The 24,799-nt window shown below is 41.6% G+C and carries 24 protein-coding genes and 4 tRNA genes; 9 read left to right on the top strand and 19 right to left on the bottom strand.

The window, feature by feature from the left end:
* The first annotated feature begins 69 nt into the window (after positions 1–69).
* The 3 genes from PHI47_RS14245 (at position 70) to PHI47_RS14255 (ending at position 341) form a co-directional block, all read left to right on the top strand.
* Positions 70–146 (top strand) — tRNA-Arg (locus tag PHI47_RS14245).
* 11 nt (positions 147–157) lie between these two features.
* A tRNA-Arg gene (locus PHI47_RS14250) sits at positions 158–234 on the top strand.
* A gap of 22 nt (positions 235–256) precedes the next feature.
* A tRNA-Leu gene (locus PHI47_RS14255) sits at positions 257–341 on the top strand.
* 164 nt (positions 342–505) lie between these two features.
* Here the strand turns inward: PHI47_RS14255 and PHI47_RS14260 are convergent.
* The 5 genes from PHI47_RS14260 to PHI47_RS14280 form a co-directional block, all read right to left on the bottom strand.
* Positions 506–1,081 carry a hypothetical protein gene (locus PHI47_RS14260; protein ID WP_299938870.1) on the bottom strand — a complete coding sequence of 192 codons (576 nt, stop codon included), beginning with the start codon at positions 1,079–1,081 and terminating at the stop codon, positions 506–508.
* 226 nt (positions 1,082–1,307) lie between these two features.
* Positions 1,308–2,906 carry a diguanylate cyclase gene (locus PHI47_RS14265; protein WP_299938873.1) on the bottom strand — a complete coding sequence of 533 codons (1,599 nt, stop codon included), beginning with the start codon at positions 2,904–2,906 and terminating at the stop codon, positions 1,308–1,310.
* A gap of 85 nt (positions 2,907–2,991) precedes the next feature.
* Positions 2,992–4,212: an HDOD domain-containing protein gene (locus PHI47_RS14270; protein ID WP_299938882.1), complete on the bottom strand. Its 1,221-nt coding sequence runs from the start codon at positions 4,210–4,212 to the stop codon at positions 2,992–2,994.
* Between the two features lie 2 nt (positions 4,213–4,214).
* Positions 4,215–6,683 (bottom strand): GGDEF domain-containing protein, encoded by a 2,469-nt coding sequence (locus PHI47_RS14275; protein ID WP_299938885.1) that lies wholly within the window; start codon positions 6,681–6,683, stop codon positions 4,215–4,217.
* Positions 6,680–7,579: a hypothetical protein gene (locus tag PHI47_RS14280; RefSeq protein WP_299938887.1), complete on the bottom strand. Its 900-nt coding sequence runs from the start codon at positions 7,577–7,579 to the stop codon at positions 6,680–6,682. Before PHI47_RS14280 ends, PHI47_RS14275 begins: the two co-directional genes overlap by 4 nt.
* 158 nt (positions 7,580–7,737) lie before the next feature.
* Between PHI47_RS14280 and PHI47_RS14285 the strand changes: the two genes are divergently transcribed.
* Both PHI47_RS14285 and PHI47_RS14290 read left to right on the top strand, forming a co-directional pair.
* Positions 7,738–8,577, top strand: coding sequence for a M23 family metallopeptidase (locus PHI47_RS14285; protein WP_299938890.1), 840 nt, complete (start codon positions 7,738–7,740; stop codon positions 8,575–8,577).
* Positions 8,555–9,250 carry an outer membrane protein OmpK gene (locus tag PHI47_RS14290; RefSeq protein ID WP_299938893.1) on the top strand — a complete coding sequence of 232 codons (696 nt, stop codon included), beginning with the start codon at positions 8,555–8,557 and terminating at the stop codon, positions 9,248–9,250. The genes PHI47_RS14285 and PHI47_RS14290 overlap by 23 nt, the downstream gene beginning before the upstream one ends.
* 88 nt (positions 9,251–9,338) lie before the next feature.
* On the opposite strand, the gene rlmN is transcribed toward PHI47_RS14290, so the two are convergent.
* The 7 genes from rlmN to hisF form a co-directional block, all read right to left on the bottom strand.
* Entirely contained in the window at positions 9,339–10,412 is a 1,074-nt protein-coding gene (rlmN, locus tag PHI47_RS14295) for a 23S rRNA (adenine(2503)-C(2))-methyltransferase RlmN (protein WP_299938895.1), read from the bottom strand.
* Entirely contained in the window at positions 10,405–10,941 is a 537-nt protein-coding gene (locus PHI47_RS14300; RefSeq protein ID WP_299938897.1) for a purine-nucleoside phosphorylase, read from the bottom strand. The genes rlmN and PHI47_RS14300 overlap by 8 nt, the downstream gene beginning before the upstream one ends.
* Entirely contained in the window at positions 10,919–12,163 is a 1,245-nt protein-coding gene (locus PHI47_RS14305; protein WP_299938899.1) for an McrC family protein, read from the bottom strand. Before PHI47_RS14305 ends, PHI47_RS14300 begins: the two co-directional genes overlap by 23 nt.
* Positions 12,160–13,683: a DUF4357 domain-containing protein gene (locus PHI47_RS14310; protein WP_299938902.1), complete on the bottom strand. Its 1,524-nt coding sequence runs from the start codon at positions 13,681–13,683 to the stop codon at positions 12,160–12,162. The genes PHI47_RS14305 and PHI47_RS14310 overlap by 4 nt, the downstream gene beginning before the upstream one ends.
* 126 nt (positions 13,684–13,809) lie before the next feature.
* Positions 13,810–14,202 (bottom strand): HepT-like ribonuclease domain-containing protein, encoded by a 393-nt coding sequence (locus PHI47_RS14315; RefSeq protein ID WP_299938905.1) that lies wholly within the window; start codon positions 14,200–14,202, stop codon positions 13,810–13,812.
* Positions 14,192–14,494 (bottom strand): nucleotidyltransferase domain-containing protein, encoded by a 303-nt coding sequence (locus PHI47_RS14320; protein WP_299938908.1) that lies wholly within the window; start codon positions 14,492–14,494, stop codon positions 14,192–14,194. Before PHI47_RS14320 ends, PHI47_RS14315 begins: the two co-directional genes overlap by 11 nt.
* A gap of 55 nt (positions 14,495–14,549) precedes the next feature.
* Positions 14,550–15,311, bottom strand: coding sequence for an imidazole glycerol phosphate synthase subunit HisF (gene hisF, locus PHI47_RS14325; protein ID WP_299938911.1), 762 nt, complete (start codon positions 15,309–15,311; stop codon positions 14,550–14,552).
* A 156-nt stretch (positions 15,312–15,467) separates the two neighbouring features.
* On the opposite strand from hisF, the gene rsmA reads away from it, so the two are divergent.
* The 4 genes from rsmA (at position 15,468) to PHI47_RS14345 (ending at position 19,384) form a co-directional block, all read left to right on the top strand.
* Entirely contained in the window at positions 15,468–16,247 is a 780-nt protein-coding gene (gene rsmA, locus PHI47_RS14330; RefSeq protein WP_299938914.1) for a 16S rRNA (adenine(1518)-N(6)/adenine(1519)-N(6))-dimethyltransferase RsmA, read from the top strand.
* Positions 16,248–16,327: 80 nt separating this feature from the next.
* Complete coding sequence (locus PHI47_RS14335) at positions 16,328–18,451, top strand: RNase J family beta-CASP ribonuclease (protein ID WP_299938916.1); 2,124 nt, start codon at positions 16,328–16,330, stop codon at positions 18,449–18,451.
* Between the two features lie 67 nt (positions 18,452–18,518).
* Positions 18,519–19,139, top strand: a complete 621-nt coding sequence (gene thyX, locus PHI47_RS14340) for an FAD-dependent thymidylate synthase (RefSeq protein WP_299938919.1) — start codon at positions 18,519–18,521, stop codon at positions 19,137–19,139.
* A gap of 2 nt (positions 19,140–19,141) precedes the next feature.
* The gene (locus PHI47_RS14345) at positions 19,142–19,384 is read left to right on the top strand and encodes a hypothetical protein (protein WP_299938922.1); all 243 of its coding nucleotides are present in this window, start codon (positions 19,142–19,144) and stop codon (positions 19,382–19,384) included.
* Positions 19,385–19,478: 94 nt separating this feature from the next.
* Here PHI47_RS14345 and rplT read toward each other — a convergent pair whose 3' ends face one another.
* The 7 genes from rplT to glmM form a co-directional block, all read right to left on the bottom strand.
* Positions 19,479–19,832, bottom strand: coding sequence for a 50S ribosomal protein L20 (rplT, locus tag PHI47_RS14350; RefSeq protein ID WP_299938925.1), 354 nt, complete (start codon positions 19,830–19,832; stop codon positions 19,479–19,481).
* Positions 19,833–19,926: 94 nt separating this feature from the next.
* Complete coding sequence (gene rpmI, locus PHI47_RS14355; protein ID WP_295052717.1) at positions 19,927–20,121, bottom strand: 50S ribosomal protein L35; 195 nt, start codon at positions 20,119–20,121, stop codon at positions 19,927–19,929.
* A gap of 181 nt (positions 20,122–20,302) precedes the next feature.
* Positions 20,303–20,830 (bottom strand): translation initiation factor IF-3, encoded by a 528-nt coding sequence (gene infC, locus PHI47_RS14360; protein WP_299938937.1) that lies wholly within the window; start codon positions 20,828–20,830, stop codon positions 20,303–20,305.
* On the bottom strand, positions 20,830–22,638 hold the full coding sequence (gene thrS / locus PHI47_RS14365; RefSeq protein WP_299938930.1) for a threonine--tRNA ligase: 1,809 nt from the start codon (positions 22,636–22,638) through the stop codon (positions 20,830–20,832). The genes infC and thrS overlap by 1 nt, the downstream gene beginning before the upstream one ends.
* Before the next feature lie 96 nt (positions 22,639–22,734).
* A tRNA-Val gene (locus PHI47_RS14370) sits at positions 22,735–22,810 on the bottom strand.
* A gap of 52 nt (positions 22,811–22,862) precedes the next feature.
* Positions 22,863–23,306 (bottom strand): signal peptidase II, encoded by a 444-nt coding sequence (lspA, locus tag PHI47_RS14375; RefSeq protein WP_299938932.1) that lies wholly within the window; start codon positions 23,304–23,306, stop codon positions 22,863–22,865.
* A complete protein-coding gene (gene glmM / locus PHI47_RS14380) occupies positions 23,299–24,639 on the bottom strand; it encodes a phosphoglucosamine mutase (protein ID WP_299938934.1) in 1,341 nt (446 codons plus the stop codon). The genes lspA and glmM overlap by 8 nt, the downstream gene beginning before the upstream one ends.
* Between the last annotated feature and the right edge of the window lie 160 nt (positions 24,640–24,799).

Consider the following 24,799-nt stretch of genomic DNA (forward strand, 5'->3'; position numbering starts at 1 on the left):
CCCATCACCCACCCCATTTGTTTCTGGTTTGAAACACCTTTGATACACGATGTTTTAGAAGGCGATTGTGCGTTCGTAGCTCAACTGGATAGAGTAACGGACTTCGGATCCGTAGGTTATAGGTTCGAACCCTATCGGGCGCACCATATATACTCATGCGTCCTTAGCTCAGCTGGATAGAGCAATGCCCTTCTAAGGCATCGGTCAGAGGTTCGAATCCTCTAGGGCGTACCACCTTAGACTTTTTTTTACGTGCGCGGATGTGGTGAAATTGGTAGACACGCCAGACTTAGGATCTGGTGCCGCAAGGTGTGAAGGTTCAAGTCCTTTCATCCGCACCATCAACAATCGATAAACCCCTATTTATACGGGCATCGGTAGACTTTCTTCAACAAAAAATCAATTAACTTACATTTCTTAATTAAAAAAAAAGTTCAATACCTTTTATCAAAACAGTGAATAGTTACCAATGTTAAGTATTTTTACTGAACATTGGTAACACTGGTCAATTTTTTGCTAACTGATTATTTTTGACCAACTCTTTAAAATGAGGGTCAGTTACAATATCATTTACGAGCTTTTGAACAGCAGGAAGATACGAGCGCTGCATTTCACTACAAGCAGAATATGCTGTAAAGCTTGATTCATAATCATATCGTGAAGTTTTTTCTATAGTTTTACCATTAGAAGAAGTAAGTTTTAACGTATGTTCCCAATAAGCATTGCCTAAAACAGTACTTCCATAAACGTTTTCAAGATTGCCAGTTAAGGTTACTGCGGATTTAGGATCAAACATATTTCCCATTTCCAATTCAACAGCTAAAGCATCCTCAACATATTTTGCAAAAGTCATACCATCAGGTGTTCCTACTGGTGTAGCCAAGCGACACATTACTTTTGATTCACCTTCATTATTCGCTTTAAAAGTTGAAATATTCACTGTTGTTTTCTCTTCCGATTGAAGGTTTTTAACAGCACGAATATTTTGTGGAGAACTTGCATAATTTGGTACTTTATTGGCGCAACCTGTAAATAGAGCCAAACTGGCAACAGCAACAGTAGAAAGAATTAAACGACGCATCTAAACCTCTTTTTTATATTTTTCTTAAACAATATCATTATATTTTAAAACACTTAATGTATACTTATTTTTGTTAATTTCAGTTCCAGATGCGCAACATGTATTAAACCGAAAATCGCCTTCATGTAATGATTTAAATATCATAATAATTTTATAGATATAAAAAAATACAACCTATAGATTGTATTGCCTATTTAATTCTAAAGTACAACACTGCTATCAAAAGCTACACCCCTATCACTCTATTGCGTCCGCTCTCTTTGGCTTGGTAAAGTGCTTGATCTGCTCTTTTGATCATTTCATCGACTGATTCACCATCATGGTACTGAGTGACTCCTATACTTACCGTCACATTTTTATAAACTGAAAAATTGTTCTCTTCAATTCTTTCACGTAACCGTTCTGCTAAGATTTTAATTTCGTTGAGTGTTGTACTTGGGCAAAGTATTATAAACTCCTCACCCCCCCAACGAAATGGATAATCACTTGCACGCAAAACATCCCGAGTAATAAAGGCGATTTCCTTCAAAATAATGTCACCGATATCATGACCGCAGGTATCGTTAATCTGCTTGAAAAAATCAATATCCATATAAATAATCGAAAGAGGTGCATTTTGCCGTTTTCCAAATGCAATTTCATGCTGAAGGATATTATCAAACCTGAGACGGTTATATAAACCTGTCAAAGCATCCGTCTGTGCGACATATTCAAGTTTCTTTTCCATCGTTTTACGCTCAGTCATATCCATAGCAGTTCCAAGTCCGGTCCATTCTCCTCGAAACTTAACCGTCGAAATGGCAATATAGAACCATCGTACTTCCCCGCTTCTCGTCACCATTTTCAAATCTTGGTAAACGATTTGATCTTGTAAATCCCCTTTTAATCTAGCACTCACACGCTCTTGTACAAACACTTGTTCTTGAGGTGCAACAATATCCATAGGGGTCATTGTTTTTAGTTCATCTACGCTGTATCCAGTCATTTTTGCAAATGCATCATTAACATAGAGAAAGGTTTCCCGATACAGAAAAATACCGGCCAAGGCACTTTCCGTAAGAGTTTTAAAAAGAAATTCACTCTCCTCGATAGTGCGATGAAGCTTTAGCATCTCCTGCTGATCTCTGATTCGATCGGTAATGTCTATAATATTTACGACAAAATGTTCTTTACCGAGATAGAGCATTTTTTGAATACGTGCTTCCACATCATATTCTGTCCCATCTTTACGGCGATGTTTTGTCTCTATACTTAACAGCGGTATTACTCCATCAAGAAGAGGCTCAATGAGTTGACAAAATTTTTCAGTGCTGTACTCGGGTTTAATATCGGAAGGAGTCATCTGGGAGAGTTCCTCCATGGTATATCCAATATTATGCAAGGCGCTCCCATTGGCATAGCAAAATGTCAATGTTTTTGGATGAAAAATGTAGATTTCATTAAGACTTTTATCAATCAAATTTCCCAAAGATTCGAGAGAATATTTATTTTGTATTTCTTGTGTAACATCCTTATAAACAGCCATAATATGCCCATTATCCAAACGTGACACATCATTAACCCGCCATCCTTCTCGTACCTCATCCCGATAGTAACCTGCCTCAAAATGTTCAGGTTTACCCGTTTTGTATACACGCTCAAGTACCTCAAGAAAACCGAACTCTCTTACCCCCGGAAAAACGTCTTCCAACCTTTTTCCTATGATATCTTTAGCTTTAATATTATCTGTCTTTTCCGCTTGAAGGTTAAAATTGACAAAAAGGAATTTACCATCCTCATAACGGTAAATTGCAATATTGATAGGTAAAGAATCGATTGGTATCAAGAGTGTACTCCTGCTTTTTCTGCTAAATTAAATAAAATCTGTATATTTATTACTAAGTAGATTTATTATAGCTTTTTTTTAAAAATTATCCCATCGCTTCATCAAACTGATTTACTTTTTCCATTGTTTCTGCAATAATCGGTGCCAGCATCGCATAGTCGATTTTATGTTTCTCTAAAAAGTGTTCTATTGCTTCCGCATCCCCCATCTCTATCGCTCTGACCGTCGTGAGCAACTCTCCGTAAAAACCGTCTCCCTCAAACAAAGCCCGCTCGATTTCAGGAGCAACATTGAGCCGTTTGAGAACGTCACGATGAGGAATATGAAACAATAGATGGATCAATGAAAGCATCCCCACAAAATAGGCAGTCGCATTTTGCTGTTTGGTCGGAGACGGAGTAATCAGCGTTAAAAGTTTAGTCATAAGTTCTGTTCGGTTCACCACCATAAGCAAAAGCGGAATAGTGTTTTCATCCGATTCCTGCGCCTCTGAAAACATCAATAGCATTATCCAGTGTGAAAGCGGTTCACGTCCCATAAGAGTCAATACATGGCGGATAGATGAAACCGGATTACGAAGAGAAAAAACCGCCGAATTGATAAAGCGGATCAACTTGAGGCTCACCATATGATTAAGTTCAAATGCCTTAACCAGTTCATCAATAGGAACATCACGTTGAAGCAAGTTCCATAGATTGATCACTGCCTCTTGATTGAGTGAAAACGAGGGGTTTTCAAGCACTTTTGGTTTAGAGATAAAATACCCTTGAAAATAGCTAAAGCCCTTTGCGACACACTCTGCATGAATAGCATGTGATTCGATTTTTGATCCAATTACAATCAGTCCCTGCTTTTGAAGCTGCTCAACATCATCGCGCTTGATCCGTCCGCTTCGGGGAATATCGATTTTAAGATACTCCAAGTAAGGAAAGATCGGTGAAAACTTATCCATATTTTCCGGAGTATATGCAAAATCATTCAATGCAAACCGATACCCTTGCGAAGAGAGCTTTGCAAGATGTTCACAAAAAGGCGCATCGATCACAATGTCTTCCATAAGGGCATAAACGATCCTATCTTTAGGGAGCAGATCAAGCAGTTCGTGGAAAACAAATCGGTAATCGGCTCGAACAAATCCGATCCGTTTCCCTAATATCCGATCAACTCCAAATGAACTTTGGATATCATTAATCAAAGTTGCAGTTGCCTGTGGTGTATTATTTTGCCCAGAATAAAAAAGATCATACGCGAACAAAGCTCCTCGTATATTAACGATAGGTTGACGACCGATATAGCTATTTCCCATAATTACCCTTGGTTTTCCTCAATCAAAAAAGGCGAAGGTTCATAAAAATAGTACCCTTGCGACGCATCAATACCGATCTCTTTGACCCGTTTGTATATCTCCTCGTTGGCGACAAATTCAGCGACCACATCGATCCCCATCTCATGTGCAAAATCGCAGATATGTTTAACGAAAATCTGGGCATTTCGATCATGAGGTAAATTTTTGATTAAAGTGCCGTCGATCTTAAGTGTATCAATATTCAATTTGAGCAAATGGTCGAAATTTGAATACCCCGAACCGAAATCATCGATGGCAAAATGACATCCAATCGCTTTAAAACGATCCACAAAGGCACTCACAGAAGCGTAATTTTCAATCCCTTCACTCTCTAATATCTCAAAAATCATCAGTTTACCCACTCCGTTATCATGGATAACATCTTCCAAATAATTGGCTAATTCAGGGTTGATAAGATCTTGGGTAGAGAGGTTCAGACTTACCGGAAGATTAGACTTTTTAAAGACTTCTACCACTTTATCAATCATGATTTTTGTCAATTCAGGATAAAGTTTCGTTTTTTTTGCAATGTCCAAAAAAAGATACGGAGAGATAATATTGCCCTCAACATCGATGAGACGCATCAGTGCTTCATATTTAAGTATCGCACCGCTGCGATTATCGATAATCGGTTGGAAATACGGAATAATACGGGACTCTTCAATCGCTTCTTTGATCCGTTTGTACCAAGCGATATTATTTTCTTGTTCATGTTTAGATTCGGAAGAGAAGATTTCCAAACTATGCCGCTGACGTTTTGCCTGCTTGAGGGCCGCAGTAGCGTGTTCCAATACACGATCGCTCAATCGTGCAACTCCGACAGTGATTGTAAGGACAATCTCTATCCCTTCTATCACAAATGACTCTTTTTGTGTCGTAACAATCAACTCTTCCAAAAAGGTTGTAAAGGTAATTAAATCACTACACTTAGATGCCACCAAGGCATATTCATCACTCCCCATTTTATAAAGGGTGATATTCTCATGTAAAGCAATTTTAAGACGAAGCCAATGACCGTATCCTCCTAAAATAGCATCTCCGATAGCTACGCCGTATACTTCGTTAATATCACCAAACCGGTCAATATTGATAATAGCAAGAGCACACACTTCATCTTCTCTTAGAGCTTCTACCAGTGAAAAACGGTTCGGCAAATCGGTGATTTGATCCGTTGTAAGATGATACTGAAGTTGTTCGCGTTGACTAAAAGAATGGATTGCAAACCCGATATCTCCGGCTAACTCCTCGAGCATACCGATCTCTTTGGGTTCAAATCCTTCCGAACGCTTCGCATATAACGTCATCACTCCCAAAAGTGAGTTATCCACGACACTGACCAGCGGAAGTGAAATCATTGAACCGTATCGCCCCTTCTCCGCAATAAAACGCCATGATCCCCATGAGTTTTCATGCTCTAAATGTTCTTTAACGATTGTAGCGTTCTCTTTAATTGCCCGAACGCTAGGATCTGCTTCATCAATTTGCATCCCTTCAAATGCTATATTCATTTCCGGGTACAAATATCCAGTAGGATCATTCGAATACGCTTTGAGAATCAGCTTATTATCCTCTTTTAATGCGATCTGACACAATTCATAACCCGGATGTTCAGCTAATCGATAGCAAGATTGAACCAAGAGTTCATCGATGTTTTTAGCGGTAATAAGCAATTGGTTGATATCGGCAACCGTTCGAAGTATTCCGTCAAGATAATGGGATTCCTCAAGGGCTTCTTTGAGATGATTTTGTTGAATTCGCATTGAGTTAAACGAATCATATAAAGCCTGATCAAGAATGGTAAGTTCTTCGATTAAATATTTTTCTTCCTTCCCATCTTTATTTTCCGCCCGTCTTGTGATCTGCTCGAGAGGAGAGATCACGAGCCAACGTACACCGCTCAAGACAATTAAAGCGACAATCGCCAAAACCAGAAAAAGTATCGTCCCGTAAAATATTGCCATATGGTTCAACCGCTCAAAAATAAACCCTCTGTCCAAATCGATCAGTAAAACAGCTGTCTTTTTTTTCGCCCCGGAAAAATAGCTCAATTCAGTTGAATAGCGCAACTGTTCATCTTCAACCAATTCATTCGAAATCGAAGATAACGGAAGATATCCTTCATCGATTAGTTTTCCCGCTAATGAACGGGACGAAGAAACCGCAATAGTGCTGCCGTCCAACGACACAGAAAGTGTCCCAACGGCCCCGTCAATGGCACTGGCTTGATCGAGCATGGTTTGAATGCTCTCCAAACGATTTTGCTGAAGTGATTTTTGGATATCTTCTTCCACGCGAAAAATACTCTGATTAATATTCTCGGAGATGTACCGAAGCGTTCCAACCCGCTCGATATAATAAAAACTGCTCGACAATATCCCTATAACGATAAAAAATCCGACTACGCTCAAAAGTGTAAAGCGCTGTATTTTCACGGTAACAGCCTATCGGTTTTCACCTTTTGCGTGTTCAAATGATCAGTAACCGCTTTAGGTGATTTTCCATACATCCACTTAATCTGAGTAGTACTGAAGAGAAATTCTTCGTAACTCTGCCCTTCCAAATAACCCTTTACCGTTTCATAATATTCTCTGGGATTGCTGCGTAGATGTTCCACCGCCAAGGCAAATAGTTCTCGCAAATGTACAAAGTCTTCTTCTCTGCCCAGTACAATCTGCTCGTCCACAAAAAGGGCATCCACCACAAAAAAAGTTTCCATTGTCCGAGTGGATGCAATGAGGTGAAATCCTTTTTTGAGTAATTCCGAGAGATAAGGCTCATACGAAATAATAATCAAAGGAGTTTTCGAAGCGCTCAGAGTAGCGATACTTTTTTGGGAAGCATCAATTTTATGAAACTTGCGTTCATCTAACGAGTATTCAGAGATAAATGCTTGGAAAAAATCATCATCAAGTGACCCTTGTTCCAAATAAACATCCACGTTCTCGTTGGCGGAGCGAATCTCACCGATTGAGAGGTTGGAAACAATCGCATCCGCTCCAAAAGAGCGATCAATCAGGAAAATCGGCTTGATCGTGTTTGAATGTTTAAAATGAAGCATCTCATATTGCGTTGCCGTAAACCCCTGTGTAAAACCCCGTTCATACAGACGGGCATTATCGGTCAAATCAACCAGCCACATAAAACGAAAAGGTGTTTTTTCCAACCATCCTTTTTCCTGAGCATAAATAAATGGTGTGAATCCAACCCACGGATTGGTTGAAATGTGGATTTTAGAAGACTCTGAGAAATGGCTCACATAATAGTATACACCTGCGACCGCGCACATCAAAAGAACCAATACAAAACCCAATATTCGAGCTTTCTTCACGATATACTCTCTTCGATAACAACATAGGTAATCATAATAACACACAATTCTTTATAAATCTTCTAAACCCATCTCAATCCTTCGTCTGCAATGGAAAAACGTACGGTTTCATTCTGCATGATGCTACAATTGCGTTTATCTATGTGTGAGGGAAAATTATGCGACTGTTAATCGGATTGTTTATGGGGTTTGTTACGTTGTGGGGCATAGATGGATACAACGGTAAAAGTCTTATTGTTACCCTTCCCTCACCTTCGGGTATCATCTCTATGAATGATCTCAATATCAGTGTTCTCTCCCACCCTTACGATCGAACCAAAGGGATCGTTATCCTCCCAATCGATTATTACACCCCAAGCGGCGAAGTAAATCTCACATGGGTCTCTCCAGGTAAAATAATACCCCTCTCTGTAAATGTTCTAAATGCCCCTTACCCGACCGAAACCCTCAGTGTTGATCCTGAGAAAGTGTCTCCTCCTCCTGAAATGCTAGAGCGCATAGCAACCGAAAAAGCACAAGCGGAAGCGATCTATGGACACTTTACCCCTATACGTTATTGGAACAGCCCCTTTATCAAACCGCTCGACACATTCATCACGAGCGAGTACGGTTCTGCGCGTACCTATAATGGAAGTCTCAAAAGCTATCACGGAGGGGTCGATTTTCGTGCCCGTACACCGATTCCTATACTGGCTGCAAATGACGGTATCGTTGTATTGGCACAGGAACGCTATTACTCAGGAGGGACGATTATCATCGACCATGGGGAAGGGTTATATACCTGCTACTTTCACCTCAGCCGGTTTGATGTGAATGTCGGCGATTATGTCAAGCAAGCTCAGCCCATAGCTCTCAGCGGTGCTTCCGGACGCATTACCGGACCGCATTTACATTTTGGGATGATGGTGCACGGTATCCAAGCCGATCCACTCGACCTTATCAGTCAAATCGACAATCTCTTCCCTAAGGAATCCGATGAACCGCTTACTCTTCGCTAGTTTTCTTCTGGCAACGCAGCTTAGCGCCTTCTCAACCACCAATATTCAATACCTCTACGGAGATTTTGAAGGTCCGACTTTTCTGGATACACAAGGAGACAGCAAACAAACGATCACGGCTGAGCATTACCGAACGTTTGATTATGGAGATGCATTTGCGTTTTTCGATTATGTCTATGCAAACAAAGGACTTCGCTTCAGCGGCGATAAAAACGACCTCTACGGTGAAATCTCACCGCGCCTGAGTCTCAATAAGATCGGTGGATTTAGAACATCAGAGGGATTGATCAAAGAATACTATGCAGCCTTTCAGTACAATGGGTCTAATACCTATCATGCATGGCTTTATGGAATCGGGAGTGATTTAAATATCCCTGGCTTTAGCGTCTTTGGGCTGAACCTCTACCGTAAAATCCAAAATATCGGAATCGAAACCTATCAACTTTCAGCCAATTATTATGCTCCACTAAGTGAACGATGGCATTTTGAAGGGTTTTCAGACTGGACGACGAGAGATTTTTTGAGCCAAAATCAGCTGTTATTTAATCTCTCACAGACACTCGGGATTAAAGAGGGGAAATTAGAAGTGGGAACAGAATGGCACTATTACCATGAAAACAATTATCATAGCGATAACGATGTGTTTCAGGCCATGATTAAATACGTTTTTTAGTCTTTTTTCATAGCAGCCCAAACAAAGCCACCTAGACCAACACCGACAACGAGCACCAAAAACACAACTTGAAACGCGTCCATCATGGTCATATTACTTCCTTCAATTCTTTTTCTTTGAGCTGTCCGCATGCGGCGCTGATATCCAGCCCCTTCGAATCACGAATCGTACACAGAACCCCATGATTAATCAGATACTCCTGAAATGCAACCATATCGGCACGGGTCGGACGTTGATAATCAGACCCCTCATAGGGGTTAAAAAAGATCAAATTAACTTTGGCTTTGATTCCATGTAACAGCTTGACCAGTTTTTTCGCCGAAATCAGATCATCATTTTTATTTTTGATGACCAGATATTCGAACATAACCCGTTTACGGGTATCAATCGGAAACCGCTTCACGGCATCGATGATCGAGGCGATATTATACGCTTTATTCATCGGGATCAGTTCACTGCGAAGCTCATCATCGACGGCATGAAGCGAGATCGCAATATGGACACCCAAATCCATCGCACCAAGTTTATCGATTTTACTGCTCAGACCGCTTGTGGAAACGGTTTGTCGTTTACCCGAAATCGACAATCCCTCTTCGTCTTTAAAAATTGTAATCGCTTTGGCTAAGTTGTCCAAATTATCGAGCGGCTCCCCCATCCCCATATAGACAATGTTAAGACGGCGATGTGCCGCAAGATTATTATCCATCTTCACCGCTAACACCTGCGCGACGATCTCTCCTGCGCTAAGGTCTCTGGTAAACCCACCCTTAGCTGTGAGACAAAACGAGCATCCCACTTTGCATCCTACCTGTGTCGAAACACAAACGGTGAATCGCGCTTCGTGCTCAACATTCCCCTCATCGTCGATGCTTTCATCTTTCATCTTGAGCCACACCGTCTCGACCGTTTTGCCATCACTGAGTTCGAAAAGATATTTGATCGTCCCATCGGTTGAGCACTCTTTTCGGGCAATTTTGAGCGGCATAATCTCATACTCAGCACTTAGCTCTTCACGCATCGCTTTTGGAAGATTTGCCATCGACTCAAAACTCGTCGCATACTGATGATAAATCCATCCCCAGATTTGTTTGGCACGAAACGATGGCTTCACCATACTTGCAAGTTCCGCTTTGGTGTAATCCAAAATACATTTTTTAGCCACGGATCAGCCCTTTTTCTTTGAGATGTTCACGCAGCAGCACTTTGGCAAACCCGTGATTGGCGATAAAGTCCCGATGGGCATTGGCATCGCAATAGTTGGTGATACAAAAAACACCCCCCGCTGGGATACCGAAAACCTGAGCCACTCTCATAACGCTGAAAAACTCCATGTTTTCAATCCCCATCCCCAACGCTCTCATTTGTACCATCGCATTCTCAGACGTTGTGATATAGTTTGAGGAGTTAACGATAACATCTTTGATCGCTTCCGTTTGTGCCGAAACGACGTTATCGATCGGGGTATAGGCACTTTTATCCAAAAACCCTAACTCGATGTTAGCGGCTGTTTTAGACTCAATGATGTCATTGATTTTATATTCGCCATAACTTCCCGCACTCCCGACGAAGAGGAGAAATTCGGGTTTGTGCACCAAACAGTGACGGGTGAGATTGATCGCACTGTCGATGAGCCCTACCCCTATCGGTATCGCAAAATCAAACGTCTCGTTATTGCCGGCACAAAGAATCATCACACACCTTGTTGTTTAGTAAATCGAAGAATACTACTTTTAGATTTAGAGCTTGATTTGATTCGCACGTTGGTTTGTTAAAGTAATGGAAATGGCTTCCGTTTATTTCACTACTTTTCGGATAAATAAGAAACATATCACTACATTGCTCGTATTTTGTCCCATAAGCATAAAGCTGATACATATCACTTTGACTCACGCCGTTATTGGTTTTTGCCTCGTCTAAAATTTTCCATTTGGTATCGGCAATAATCATCTGTCCATCGTGATGAATAACAATGTCGGGTTTGAGTCGGAATTTACCCGAACCGTTTTCATACGCCAAATGATGGGTTTTATCCTGAGTAGTGATATGCTCATATTGACGACGTAAGTACGCCGCTACATAGCTTTCAAACAATAAATTCATATCAAATAAAAGGGCAAACGAAAGATCACTCCCTTTGTAAGGGCTAAAGCTATTATTCTCCAAAAATGTTTTACACCAAATCAAAACCTGCTCATAATCTTTCATTTGTCGATTGAGTTTTACTTTTGAAAAATCGGTTTTAAAATCGACCGACGGTGAAATCGAATCAAACACAAATAAAAACTCTCGAATCCGTTGCTGATTACGGTTGGATGTGGATCGCTTGTAAAGATATTGCAACGACGTTTTGATCAACCGATTTTCGACGCGTTCACTGCTAAACTCTGCATACTCGATAAAAAACCGCTCTTTATGCACAACATTATGTTTGATATGTTCGCCCATTTTTAGCTTCCCTTTGAGAAAAGGGAGATTCTCTTCACAGGCGATATAATCACTTTTGATTCCACGCTGAACGAGTTTGGCGAGTTCATCCAAAAACATCGTGATAAATATCTCAAACAGAGGCATTTTAGCACTCTGCAAATGTGCTGAATTAAAACTTTTAAACGGGGAGTTTCGGAGCGTCCGAAGCATTTTAAACAAAATCTCTTTTGCTTGTTTTGAGTCATTATTTTGAGCGATTTTAGGGAGAATTTCGATGGTTGTTCCGTCTTTTGTTTGGATCACTCCCACGAAATTTTGTGCTTGTAATACTTTGCCAAACCCTTTTTTAGTCGTGAGCTTGAGATATTCAGCAGTCGGTTCATTTTCGAGCACGAATTTTTCAATCGCTTCAAAATTTTGATGTGTGATAAAGTGAGGTCTTTTCTCGTCTTTACACTGTAAAAATTCATACTCTTTGATAATCATGATTGTAGTTTTGTGTAATCAAAACTCTCTTTGATCGAATAGATGAATTTTTCATCTTCAAGATATTCATCAGGTTTGTAATCAAAAATATCCGATTTTACTTCTTTTTTATCAACAAAACCATCACCCAATACCATCAAAATCTTTTCCCAATCGTCATAAAAATATTCCTGCAACAGAGGAAAGATTTTGTTACGCATCACATCATCTAAACCGTCTTTGCTCTCAACATCGATAAAATAAGCATGACCTACCGTGTGATCGCGATCATAGAGGTATTCGATACGTTGATTGATCTTGGTGAGGATTCTTTTGAGATCGATCTCATCGATCATTTTATCATTTAGCGTTTCCACATCAGGCATCATCTCTTCAAAATTAAACCGTCGGCGTAACGCCGTATCCATGAGGGCGATACTACGATCCGCGGTGTTCATCGTTCCGAGGATATAGAGGTTTTGGGGTACACCGAACTCTTCGTTACTGTAAGGAAGTCTAAGCTTGATCGCTTCATCCGCACCAATTCGTTTGCTCGGCTCGATTAGTGTAATCAGCTCACCAAAGATTTTCGAGATATTTCCACGATTGATTTCATCGATTATAAGAATATAATTTCGCTTTTCTTGCTCTTGCGTGAATAAATTGTTTTCATCGCTAACTTCTTTCCAATCGGTATATCCATTTGACTGTCTGCCAAGAATAACAGAAGATGCAGCACTCATACTTTGGAAAATATAATCCTCTTCCAAAATATAAAACTCTGTTTCTTCTTTTAGCTTTGCATCACCTAACAGTTTGTTTTTGAGTGAAATGTAATTGTAGTTTTCAAAAGAGGCAGCTTGACCTTTTCGGATTTTTGAACCTTTTAAAACTCTATAGGTACTAGAGTCCTCTTCGATCATTTCGGCTTGAATATTTAACGTTTTCGCATGGAGTAAAAATTTTCGTTTTGCTGAAACCGTGTGATTGTTTTTAGTGTAATTTTCTAACGAGAGTTTTGACATTCTTTTAAAAACACCATCTTTTACGGCATAAATCATCTCTTCGCCGTCTTCGTTCCCCTCTTCACCGACGGGGATAGCTCGTATCCCCTCAACAAACTCTTCATATCCGTAGCTTTGATGAAATGTGACAAACTCGATTTGACCTGATTTTCGATACTCCTCAAATTTGGCTTTTGCTTCTTTCCGCTCACTCGGAACGGTTCCGTCGATGATTTCTAACGCTTTGGTGATTGTGTTATAGGTTTTTCCCGTACCGGGAGGTCCGTAGAGGATTTGGTTTAGAGAAAAAACAGTCTTTTGTTGATTTTTTTGTTGTAAAAATTCAATATATTTCTTGATTGCAGCACTTGGTTGTCTATTATATGTCTGTTCATTAAATTCAAAAAGATCGCCATTACGAAGAAGTCGATGATATAGAGAGTTCAACCAATCAATATCTGTAGTCTGAAAAATTGATACAAACGAATCACCTTTTTCACCTAATTCTCTTAGTTTATTAGGTAATAAATTATTCATTGATGATCTAATATAGTCATCTATAGAAGATTTGTTTTTGACTGTAGTAGCGGCCCATTCTCTAAAATTTTTTTGTAGCTCTTCTTCATTAGTCACTATTCACCACCATTTTGTCGAGTAATAATTTTAAGATTTTGATTGTTGATTTGTTTCATTCAAAATCGTCATCGTCACACTTAATAATCCATTGATTTCATTCGCACAAATCTCGAAAATCGTTTCAGCATCAAGATCAAAATAGTGATGCGACAAAATATCTCTAACCCCTTTTACCTGTTTCCACGGGATTTGGGGGTATTTCTCCAAAAGCTGAAAATCAGTGAGTTTATCGACGTTTTTAAAACCCTCCCCGATGGCGATGAGACGCATCGAAATACTGTCGAGTTTTTCAAGCCCATGTTCATCTTTGAGAAAATCATCTGCACTTTTGATACTTTGAAATCGTTGTTGGATGAGTTTTAATGAGGTGATAATATCTTCGAGGGTAGAGCGCAGTATCAACAGTCGATCATTGTGCATAGATCACATCTTTTTTGATCATCTCTAAAAAGAGCGGTTTCATGTGTTTGTGTTCACGGACAATGTCCACTTTTTTGTGCAAATCGTTTTCAATCTGTTCTTTGATCGCGACCATATCAAATAATGAGGGTTTCATTTTGACAAAAATATCGATGTCACTGTTCTCTTTGGCTTCGTCACGTGCGTAACTTCCAAACAACCCTATTTGCTCAACATCGTATTTTGTTTTGAACTCTTGAAAATGTTGTAAAAGGTAGTCTAAAATATCTGACTTTTTAATATTGGTCGTCATAATATCCTCCTTTTTCTCATAACTTTTATAGGGTCAATTATAGCACATTGAAAACTTAGAGCCGTACCGGAATCCCATTAGCCGATAGGTAACGTTTGAGATCCATGATGTCAATCTCTTTGTAGTGAAAAATACTCGCCGCCAATGCCGCATCGGCACCGTGTTCAAATGCCTCTTTGATATGTTCCATCGTCCCCGCCCCGCCGCTGGCGATAACGGGAACATTGACGGCGCGGCTGATCTGCTCGGTGATGGAGAGATCAAATCCCGCTTTGGTGCCGTCGGCGTCCATCGAGGTGAGGAGAATCTCTCCCGCACCGCGATCCACGACCTCTTTTGCCCATTCGAGAGCATTAATTCCCGTATCAACACGACCGCCATTGAGATAAACGTTGTATTGATTGCCGGTACGCTTCACATCAATGGCAACGACGATACACTGGGAGCCGAAACGTTTGGCTCCTTCATTGATAAATTCCGGACGTTTAATCGCTGCAGAATTGATGCTCACTTTATCACATCCGACGGCTAGAAGCTTATAAATATCATCAAGAACCCGGATTCCACCGCCGACGGTAAGGGGAATAAACACCTCTTTTGCTACTTGTTCTACAATATGAACAATCGTATCGCGTTCTTCATGGGATGCAGTAATATCGAGAAAAGTTATCTCATCCGCCCCCTCTTCATTGTAGCGTTTGGCGACTTCGACAGGGTCTCCTGCATCTTTGAGACCGACAAAATTCACACCTTTAACGACACGTCCGTCTTTAACATCGAGACACGGAATAATCCGTTTTGCAAAAAAATTATCCATTTGACACCTTGTGCACAATCATTACGGAAGTATAGTGTGCATTACCAAAAGTAACGATAAAGTAAAAGAGTTGACAACCTTTATTTAATTCGCACACAAACAAACATTTTTGTGATTTAATAGGGGATTAACACTTTATCAGGTACAATCAGGGCAATGCAAAAAGACCGTGCCGCTATCGCCAAGAAAAAATTTGGCCAGAACTTTTTAAAAGATGAAGCTGTTTTAGCCCAAATCATCCAATCGATGCCCGATACGCCTCATCGTATCGCAGAAATCGGGCCTGGATTAGGTGATTTAACTAAGTATTTAGTTGATGTCAAAAGTGTTACCGCTTTTGAGGTCGATACCGACTTGTGCAAGCATTTGAAGCACCAATTTGCCGATGCTATCAGTACCAATGCTCTTGAACTCCGTTGCGGAGATGTGTTAGAGCATTGGAAGAGTGAGCTTTTGGATGAACCGTACGATTTAGTGGCAAATTTGCCCTATTACATCGCGACCAACATCATCCTAAAAGCCCTCGCCGATCCGGCGTGCCGAAACTTGCTTGTCATGATACAGCGTGAAGTAGCAGAGAAATTTTCTGCCTCACCTGGAGAGAGAGCTTTTGGAGCGCTCAGCGTAATTACGCAGAGTGTGGCTGAGGCGGAGATCGTGTTAAGCGTTCCCCCCAGCGCATTCGAGCCAGCTCCCAAAGTCGATTCGTCCGTACTGCTCATTTCTAAACGGTCGAATCGTAATGATGAAGGGTTTGAAGAATTTTTACGAGCGGCCTTTACACAGCCCCGTAAAACCCTCCACAAAAATCTCTCCTCACGCTATGATGGTGTTATTCTCGTTCAAGCCTTTGAAACGCTTGAACTGGAACGCTCCATCCGACCTCATCAGCTTGACACCTCTGACTTTCACCGGCTCTACGCCCTTATAAAATAACCTTTTCTGGGCATTCTTAGAGCATTCACATATACTAAAATATTATAGTGCGCTTTTTGTAGCGTATAGAAGGAAATATTATGTCCGATGAACAAACAGAACCACAGACACAGCCCCAAGGCGAAAATCGTCAACGCCGAAATAACCGCCGCCCTTTCCGTAGCCGAAACGGCAATCGTCCGGAGGGTGCAGAAGTAGCTACATCTGAGCGTCCAAATACCGAACCCCGCGAAGACAACCGCCCGCCGCGCCAAGACAACCGACCGCCGCGCACGGATAACAGACCGCCGCGCCAAGATAATCGCCCGCCGCGTCAAGACAACCGACCTCCGCGTCAAGACAATCGTCCGCCACGTACCGATCGCCCAGAGGGTGTAGAAAATGCAACCGATGCCGAGCCAAACCGTTCAGGCCGTGATCGTGGACGCGGTGGACGTCGTGGAAGTCCGAGCACTCCGATTGACAACAATCTGCGCGACTTTGTTCTCCAAAACCAAGAGGCACACAAAAGCCGTCTGAACCCACATTTTAAACTTGATCTCAATAACAACGAAAAAGTCCGTATTACCCCACTGGGTGGTCTTGGCGAAATCGGTGGAAACATTACGGTAATCGAAACCGAAAATGAAGCAATTGTCATCGATATCGGAATGAGTTTCCCGGATGAAGAGATGCACGGTGTTGATATTCTTGTCCCCGATTTCACCTACTTGCGTGAAATTCGTAAAAAAATCGTTGCCGTTATCATCACCCACGCCCATGAAGACCATATCGGAGGGGTTCCGTATCTTTTCAAAGAGATGCAATTTCCGATTTACGGAACACCATTGCCTCTTGCGATGATCGGCAACAAATTCGACGAACACCATATGCGTGATTTCCGCCGTTATTTCAATCCGATCGTAAAACGTCAGGTTTACCGTATCGGAAATGATTTCGATATCGAATGGATGCATATGACTCACTCGATCATCGATTCTTCGTCATTGGCGATCACGACCAAAGCAGGAACCATTATCCACACGGGTGACTTTAAAATTGACCACACTCCGGTTGATGGCTATACGGCTGACTTGCATCGCCTTGCCCATTACGGTGAAAAAGGGGTTTTATGTCTCCTCTCAGACTCTACCAACTCCTACAATAAAGAGTGGACGCCAAGTGAGCTTACCGTAGCACCCGGGTTTGATCGTATTTTCTCAAAATCAGAAGGTCGTATTATTATGTCGACCTTTAGTTCGAATATTCACCGTGTTTATCAGGCTATTTTGGCAGGGATTAAATACAACCGTAAAGTGTGTGTTATCGGGCGTTCAATGGAACGTAACCTCGAAGTATGTATGCAATACGATTACATCAAAATCCCAAAAAACATTTTCATCGATGCTGAAGAAGCGAACCGTATGAGCGATAAAGATGTTTTGATCGTTACTACGGGAAGTCAGGGTGAACCGAGTTCAGCCCTTTTCCGTATGGCAATCGGTGAGCACCGCCATATCAAAATCAAACCGACCGATTTGATCGTCCTGTCCGCACGTGCAATTCCGGGGAATGAAGGGTCGATTTCAGGAATGCTCAATTATCTCCAACGTGCAGGTGCCCGTGTTGCTAACGACCGTGATATTCACGTTTCAGGGCATGCGAGTATGGAAGAACAAAAATTGATGCTTCGCCTCACCAACCCTAAATTCTTTTTACCTATTCATGGTGAATACAATCACATTATGAAGCACAAAGATACCGCGATTACCTGTGGTGTCCCTGAGCGTAACATCCTCTTGATGTCTGATGGTGACTGTATCGAAGTTAATACCAAAATGATGCGTAAAGCAAAAACCGTTAAAACCGGTAAAACCTATATCGATAACCAAAACAATCATCAAATCGAAGACGATATCGTTATCGATCGCCAAAAAATGGCAAGTGAGGGGATGGTTATGTTGGTGGCACAAGTGAGCGCTGCGGAATCACGTCTCCTCTCCAAACCTCTTGTTACCAGCTTCGGGATCGTTGCCGATCGCCACGACAAAGCGTTTGCCCAAGAGATGGAAGATGTGTTAGAACACTTCCTCATTAACCTTAAACCGGGGCTTATCGAAAATCCGAAAGCGCTCGAAAATGATTTACGTCAAGTCGTCCGTAAACATATCTACCGCAAAATGAAAAAATATCCTCTTATCGTTCCACACGTTTTCGTAATGTAAAAGACGCTTTAGCGTCTTTTACACCATACTTCGTTATACTCTCTCAAACTCTAACAAAGACTTATCCATGAAAGTAACCCTACATCACCATACTCCACTTGTAATCTGTTCCGATGCCATCCGTACCTGCTGGCAAAGCTTTGACAAAAGCGATAACGGCGGTGAAAAAGATCGTGATCTTATCGATCGTGTCGGGAATAAATTCAAACACGCATCCACGTTAGAACATCTTGTCTACAACTTTTATGTAGAGGGAATAAGCCGTGCATTACTCCAAGAGCTTGCACGCCATCGCATGGCGAGTCTCTCAGTTAAAAGTACCCGCTACACCCTTAAAGAGCTCAAAGATGAAGCGCCTTATACCATTGATGATAGCGAACGGGCTTCTAAGTATTTAGTGATGACCGGTGTGGAGATGGTCGATCAAATGAGTATCAGAGCCCTTGAAAACCTCCGATTGGTACTTCTTGATGGTATTAGTAACGATCGTGCAAAATACTGCCTTCCAGAGAGTTATAAGACCGAACTTACCTGGACCATCAACGCCCGGAGTTTACAAAACTTCATTTCACTGAGAAGCGATAAAGCAGCTCTTTGGGAAATTCGTGATTTGGCCAACATAGTGTATCAAACACTTCCCCCTGAGCACCGCTATTTGTTCGAAAATTCACTCAAAGAGGAACATTAATTATGAAAAAAACACTATCTCTTGTCGCCATCACTGCGGCACTCCTTATTAGCGGCTGTGCCGAAAAACAAATCGCGGTTAATGGGGTCATCTGTCCTGCTGGAACACCCGAAGATCGAATCAAGGCTGATTTTCAAGAGTGTCGCTATTATGATCTAAAAGCCGCAGGAGAAGCCTCTAAAGCACCAATAACTGTTGAATGCAAAACGTGTTTAGAGAAAAAAGGATATAAAATCGAACAATAAATCGTTCTTTGAACGGTTTGTAGTTTTATACTATTTTAGGATTTATGAAAGAAGAGAAGAAGTCTTCAGGGATAAACCCCCGAAGTGTTTAGAATTACAGCGCTGCTTTAGCTTGAGCGGTGAGGGCAGTAAATGCCGCTGCGTCGTTCATAGCCATATCAGCAAGGATTTTGCGATCAAGTTCGATGTTGGCACGTTTAAGGCCGTTCATGAATACTGAATAGCTCATTCCGTTTAGGCGACATGCCGCATTAATACGGACAATCCACAATTTACGGAATTCACGTTTTTTCTGTTTACGGTCACGAAACGCGTATACGAGTGAGCGCTCGAGTTGCTCTTTCGCTTTACGGAAATGTTTGTGGCGTGCACTGTAGAAACCACGTGCGAGTTTCAATACTTTTTTATGACGTCTGCGTCTTACGACACCAGTTTTTACTCTTGGCATTGTTTTCCTTTCTTGACCCGGTTCATTTCAATTTTAATGACGGGGTGCCGCTTTGCGGACTTGCCCAGCGTTATGCTGGAGGGTTAATAGGGGTTTAGCCTACGATCATCTTTTTGATGTTTTTAACATCAACAGCAGCAACCACTTTTGGTGCATTTTGCCCGCGACGAGTTCCTGCATCTTGTTTAGTCAAAATATGACTACGGAATGCAGAACCACGTTTAACAGTGCCGTTTTTCTTTACTTTGAAGCGTTTTACCGCCCCTTTAACTGATTTCATTTTTGGCATCGGCTTGATCCTTTCGCAAAAATTCTCTAAACGAGACGCGGATTATACCATAAAAAAGCTTTTAATTGATTTTATTTTTCCCGTCATCCTCGGGCTTGACCCGGGGATCCATCTTAAAAAAGGAGCTGGATTCCCGCCTACGCGGGAATGACGAATAGATTTAGAATATATGCAGTGAGAATTACTTCTTATCGTCTTTTTTCGGATGGATCATCATATTGCAATAACGACCTTCCATTGCCGGAGCTTTATACATACTACCGATATCTTCAACCATCGGCCAAACACGCTGCAAGACGGCTACCGCTGCTTCAGGATGCGCCATTTCACGACCGCGCAAGAATACGCGGAAATGGACATGTTTTCCCTCTTCGAGAAATTCACGCGCATGTTTTACTTTGTAACTCACATCGTTTTCAGCAATTTTAACCGAAAGCTTGATCTCTTTGACCTCAACTTTGGTTTGCTTTTTACGTGCCTCTTTTTTCTTTTTCTCTTCTTGATAATGAAACTTACCGTAGTCCATGATCTTCGCAACCGGAGGTTTCGCATCCGGAGAGATCAATACAAGGTCAAGCCCCAATTCGTTGGCTTTAGCCATCGCCTCTTGAATCGTAATGATCCCTAATGCTTCACCACCATCTACCACACAACGTACCTCAGGAACGCGAATATCCTCGTTCATTTGGACTCGGTCTTGTTTCTTAATCAAAAATGTACCTCATTAATTTTTTGTTTTACCATTGCGAGGAAATCCTCTTCGCTCAGGTTATATTGCTCACGTGACCTACGATCACGTACCGCAATACTTTTGTTGTTTACCTCTTCATCGCCTAAAACGATAATCATCGGTACACGACCTTTTTCCGCTGTACGGATACGCTTATTCAGACTCTCATTTTTGTCGAAAATCTCAAAATCCGCACCTAAATCAATCAATTTATCGGCCAATTCTCGTGCGTACGCCTCATGTGTAGGAGCGATCGGAACAATCGCGACCTGCGTTGGAGCGATAAACATCGGGAATTCCCCAGCGTAATGCTCCGTCAATATACCCACAAATCGCTCAAAAGAACCTAAAATTGCGCGATGAATCATTACCGGTTGAATTTTAACGTTCTCTTCGCCGTTGTATTCGAGCTCAAAACGCGCCGGAAGATTAAAGTCCAGCTGGATCGTTCCGCACTGCCATTCACGTCCGATAGCATCGGTAATTTTGATATCGATTTTAGGACCGTAAAACGCACCGCCCCCCTCATCGATCTCATAGGTGAGGTTATTTTTATCCATTGCCGTTTTAAGTGCGTTGGTCGAAATTTCCCACACGTCATCGTCCCCAACCGCTTTTTCAGGCTTTGTCGAAATCATCATTTTGTAGTTGAACTCAAATGTTTTCATGATTTTGTCAACAAAATCAACGACTTCGATGATTTGCTGCTCGATCTGATCGGCCGTACAGAAAATGTGCGCATCGTCTTGGGTAAATTCGCGAACACGGAACAATCCGTGAAGCGCTCCCGTCATTTCGTGACGGTGAACCACACCGTATTCGAAATATTTGAGGGGAAGGTCACGGTACGAATGCAAATCATGTTCGTACACTTTGATATGACCGACACAGTTCATCGGCTTGACGCCGAATTCAAGTTCGTCGATATTGGTGAAGTACATGTTTTCACCGTAGTTTTGATAATGTCCCGATACTTTCCATAGATCGCTTCGAAGCATCTCAGGCCCGCGCACCGGCTCATAGCCGCGCTTGCGGTGTGCTTTGAAAAGCAATTGCTCCAAACGTGAACGCATACGTGCACCCGCAGGGAGCCAGATCGGAAATCCCGCACCGACCTCTTCACGGAAAGTAAACAGTTTCATCTCGGCACCGATTTTACGATGGTCACGTTTTTCGGCTTCCGCCATTTGATCGAGATACGCTTTGAGGGACTCTTTATCGGCAAATGCGATACCGTAGATACGGGTCAACATTTCGTTTTTGCTATCACCACCGAGATAGGCACCGGAGATTTTGGTCAGTTTAAAATAACGGATCAATCCGACACTCGGCAAATGCGGCCCACGACAAAGATCTTCAAATTCGCCTTGTTTATAGATCGTCACAGTTTCAGAGGGGATACGATCCATAACCGCTTGTTTCAAATGATCGTTAGCAAATTTAATACGTGCTTCGTCTTTGGTGATCTCGTAACGTGTAATCTTCTCTTTGCCTTTGGCAATATCGAGCATTTTTTTCTCAATTGTTTTGAGATCTTCTTCACCAATCGTTTCATTTACTTTAAAATCGTAATAGAAACCCTCTTTTACCGTCGGTCCGACGAAAAATTTAGCATCAGTGTAAAGTGCTTTGATAGCTTCAGCCATCAAGTGAGCACAAGAGTGGCGGAGGACTTCGAGAGAATCGGGAGAGTTATCGTAAACAATCTCTTCTCCCGTAATTCCAAGTGCCTCAGCTGTTTGTAAATCGATTATTTGATCATCATGCTTGAGTGCAATAATATCCATAAGGGTGTCCCTCGTTGAGAAAATATCGCGGATTATACGGGATTGTTGATTGGTTTACGATTAAATAAATAAATTTTGAAGAAAATTAAAGAGAAATGGTGGTCCCAACAGGACTCGAACCTGTGACCACTACCTTGTCGAGGTAGTGCTCTACCAACTGAGCTATAAGACCATCAAAATTAATGCAAGAGCGAAATTATAGCCGCGCAGAAGTTAAAAGTCACTTAACCCTTGCACGTCTGCGGACGAAAATTCAAAATCATAAGAGCGATCACAGCGATATCGATCATTACATCGGCAGCGTTAAAGACAGCAAAATTAAATCCGTAGTGCCAATACACATAATCAACTACCCCACCGTGAATAAAACGATCCACCACATTGGACAACCCAGCCCCCGTCATAATACCCACCGGAATAAGGTAGCACACTTTTTTCAACCACAGTGTATATCCGATTACCCCGACTAACAAAGCAAGCTGTATCCATTTCAATGCACCTTCCAAAAAAGCGAACATTGAGAAAGCAACCCCCTTATTAAACACTAATATTAGATCAATATACGGAGAGTAGAGCCGGAAGCCATCAAGAAAAATTGATTTAATCGCTTGGTCGAGAAGAAAAGCACTACTCATTACCAGCAATAAAATAACAATCGATCTAACCATTTAATGCCTTCTCAAAAAAGCTCACCATTTTTTCCATCGTTTTTTCCATTACTTTTGCATCTTTTCCCTCGAGCAAAATACGGAGCTTATTTTCGGTTCCGGAATAACGAATAAGATGACGCATATTCGCAGCTTCGATTTCAGCAAGTTTTTCGTCCAGTCCTTTGATTTGATCGAGAGGTTTTTTGTCTTTTACTTTAATATTGACTAATTTTTGAGGATACAATTTGAACGGTCGAAGAATTTTGCTCGCTTTTTCATTCGAAGTGATCAGTAATGCCAAGATTTGTAATGCACTCACCAAGCCATCGCCTGTTTTAGCAAAATCGTGCATTATTATGTGACCGCTTTGCTCCCCACCAAAGTTGATACCGTGTTCACGCATTACTTCAAGAACATATTTATCCCCCACATTGGAACGATAAAGCTTTAATCCGTTAGTTGTCAAAGTGTCTTCCAATGCCTGATTGCTCATAACGGTAGCTACGACACCATCCCCTTTAAGCGCTCCATTTCGCTGCAAAAACAAACTCAACGCACCCAAAATTTGATCGCCATCAACCTCATCGCCTTTCTCATCAATAACGATCAAACGATCCGCATCACCATCAAGCGCCAAACCAATGTCAGCTCGATATTGTTTTACCGCACTTCGAAGATCCTTGGTGTGCATCGCGCCACACCCTTCATTGATATTAAATCCGTTCGGTTTATCATGAAGAACAATCACTTCAGCGCCCAGTTCTTCGAGAACGGTCGGTCCCACTTTGTATCCCGCACCATTGGCTGTATCTAAAACAATACGCAATCCGTGCAACGTCAAATCGCTCGAAAATGAATTTTTAAGATGAACGATATAACGCCCGATGACATCATCAATCCGCTTTGCAGCACCAAGTTGTTTTCCTGTCACCTGTGCATTATGGACAGCTGCCGTATCGTTAGCGATTGCCTCGATTTGTGCTTCAACCTCTTCAGAGAGTTTATTTCCATGAGAATCAAAAAATTTAATCCCGTTGTCTTCAAATGGATTATGACTTGCCGAAATCATGATTCCTGCATCACAACGCATATTTTCTGTCAAAAACGCAATGGCAGGAGTAGGCATAGGTCCGATTTGTATCACATCATATCCTACCGCCGTCAATCCGCTGACAATAGCATTTTCAATCATATATCCGCTTCTGCGGGTGTCTTTTCCCAGCAGAATTTTTTTTGTTCGTGAATTTTCTTGGAAATATATTCCTGCAGCCATTGCGACTCGCATTGCCAGTCCAGCACTTAAAAATGAACCCGCTTCACCCCGTACTCCATCAGTTCCGAATAATTTCATTCCGTTTTCTCCCTAAAAAATTGATATTTTAGATACACTCTATAAAATTTAACTTAATTTTAATTATCTTTAAGGTAGTATTCTACCCTAAAAAAAATTCGACAAGGATAAATGCCATGGCAAACCATAAGTCAGCATTGAAACGTATCCGTCAGACGGA

The sequence above is a fragment of the Sulfuricurvum sp. genome (genome assembly GCF_028713855.1).
Lineage (GTDB): Bacteria > Campylobacterota > Campylobacteria > Campylobacterales > Sulfurimonadaceae > Sulfuricurvum.

Excerpts from the sequence above, each read along its gene's own strand:
- PHI47_RS14260 (WP_299938870.1), bottom strand. The coding sequence starts at position 1,081 with ATGCGTCGTTTAATTCTTTCTACTGTTGCTGTTGCCAGTTTGGCTCTA.
- PHI47_RS14270 (WP_299938882.1), bottom strand. The coding sequence starts at position 4,212 with ATGGGAAATAGCTATATCGGTCGTCAACCTATCGTTAATATACGAGGA.
- PHI47_RS14285 (WP_299938890.1), top strand. The coding sequence starts at position 7,738 with ATGCGACTGTTAATCGGATTGTTTATGGGGTTTGTTACGTTGTGGGGC.
- PHI47_RS14290 (WP_299938893.1), top strand. The coding sequence starts at position 8,555 with ATGAACCGCTTACTCTTCGCTAGTTTTCTTCTGGCAACGCAGCTTAGC.
- PHI47_RS14300 (WP_299938897.1), bottom strand. The coding sequence starts at position 10,941 with ATGATTCTTTGTGCCGGCAATAACGAGACGTTTGATTTTGCGATACCG.
- PHI47_RS14305 (WP_299938899.1), bottom strand. The coding sequence starts at position 12,163 with ATGATTATCAAAGAGTATGAATTTTTACAGTGTAAAGACGAGAAAAGA.
- PHI47_RS14310 (WP_299938902.1), bottom strand. The coding sequence starts at position 13,683 with ATGAATAATTTATTACCTAATAAACTAAGAGAATTAGGTGAAAAAGGT.
- PHI47_RS14315 (WP_299938905.1), bottom strand. The coding sequence starts at position 14,202 with ATGCACAATGATCGACTGTTGATACTGCGCTCTACCCTCGAAGATATT.
- PHI47_RS14320 (WP_299938908.1), bottom strand. The coding sequence starts at position 14,494 with ATGACGACCAATATTAAAAAGTCAGATATTTTAGACTACCTTTTACAA.
- hisF (WP_299938911.1), bottom strand. The coding sequence starts at position 15,311 with ATGGATAATTTTTTTGCAAAACGGATTATTCCGTGTCTCGATGTTAAA.
- rsmA (WP_299938914.1), top strand. The coding sequence starts at position 15,468 with ATGCAAAAAGACCGTGCCGCTATCGCCAAGAAAAAATTTGGCCAGAAC.
- PHI47_RS14335 (WP_299938916.1), top strand. The coding sequence starts at position 16,328 with ATGTCCGATGAACAAACAGAACCACAGACACAGCCCCAAGGCGAAAAT.
- thyX (WP_299938919.1), top strand. The coding sequence starts at position 18,519 with ATGAAAGTAACCCTACATCACCATACTCCACTTGTAATCTGTTCCGAT.
- PHI47_RS14345 (WP_299938922.1), top strand. The coding sequence starts at position 19,142 with ATGAAAAAAACACTATCTCTTGTCGCCATCACTGCGGCACTCCTTATT.
- rplT (WP_299938925.1), bottom strand. The coding sequence starts at position 19,832 with ATGCCAAGAGTAAAAACTGGTGTCGTAAGACGCAGACGTCATAAAAAA.
- rpmI (WP_295052717.1), bottom strand. The coding sequence starts at position 20,121 with ATGCCAAAAATGAAATCAGTTAAAGGGGCGGTAAAACGCTTCAAAGTA.
- thrS (WP_299938930.1), bottom strand. The coding sequence starts at position 22,638 with ATGGATATTATTGCACTCAAGCATGATGATCAAATAATCGATTTACAA.
- lspA (WP_299938932.1), bottom strand. The coding sequence starts at position 23,306 with ATGGTTAGATCGATTGTTATTTTATTGCTGGTAATGAGTAGTGCTTTT.
- glmM (WP_299938934.1), bottom strand. The coding sequence starts at position 24,639 with ATGAAATTATTCGGAACTGATGGAGTACGGGGTGAAGCGGGTTCATTT.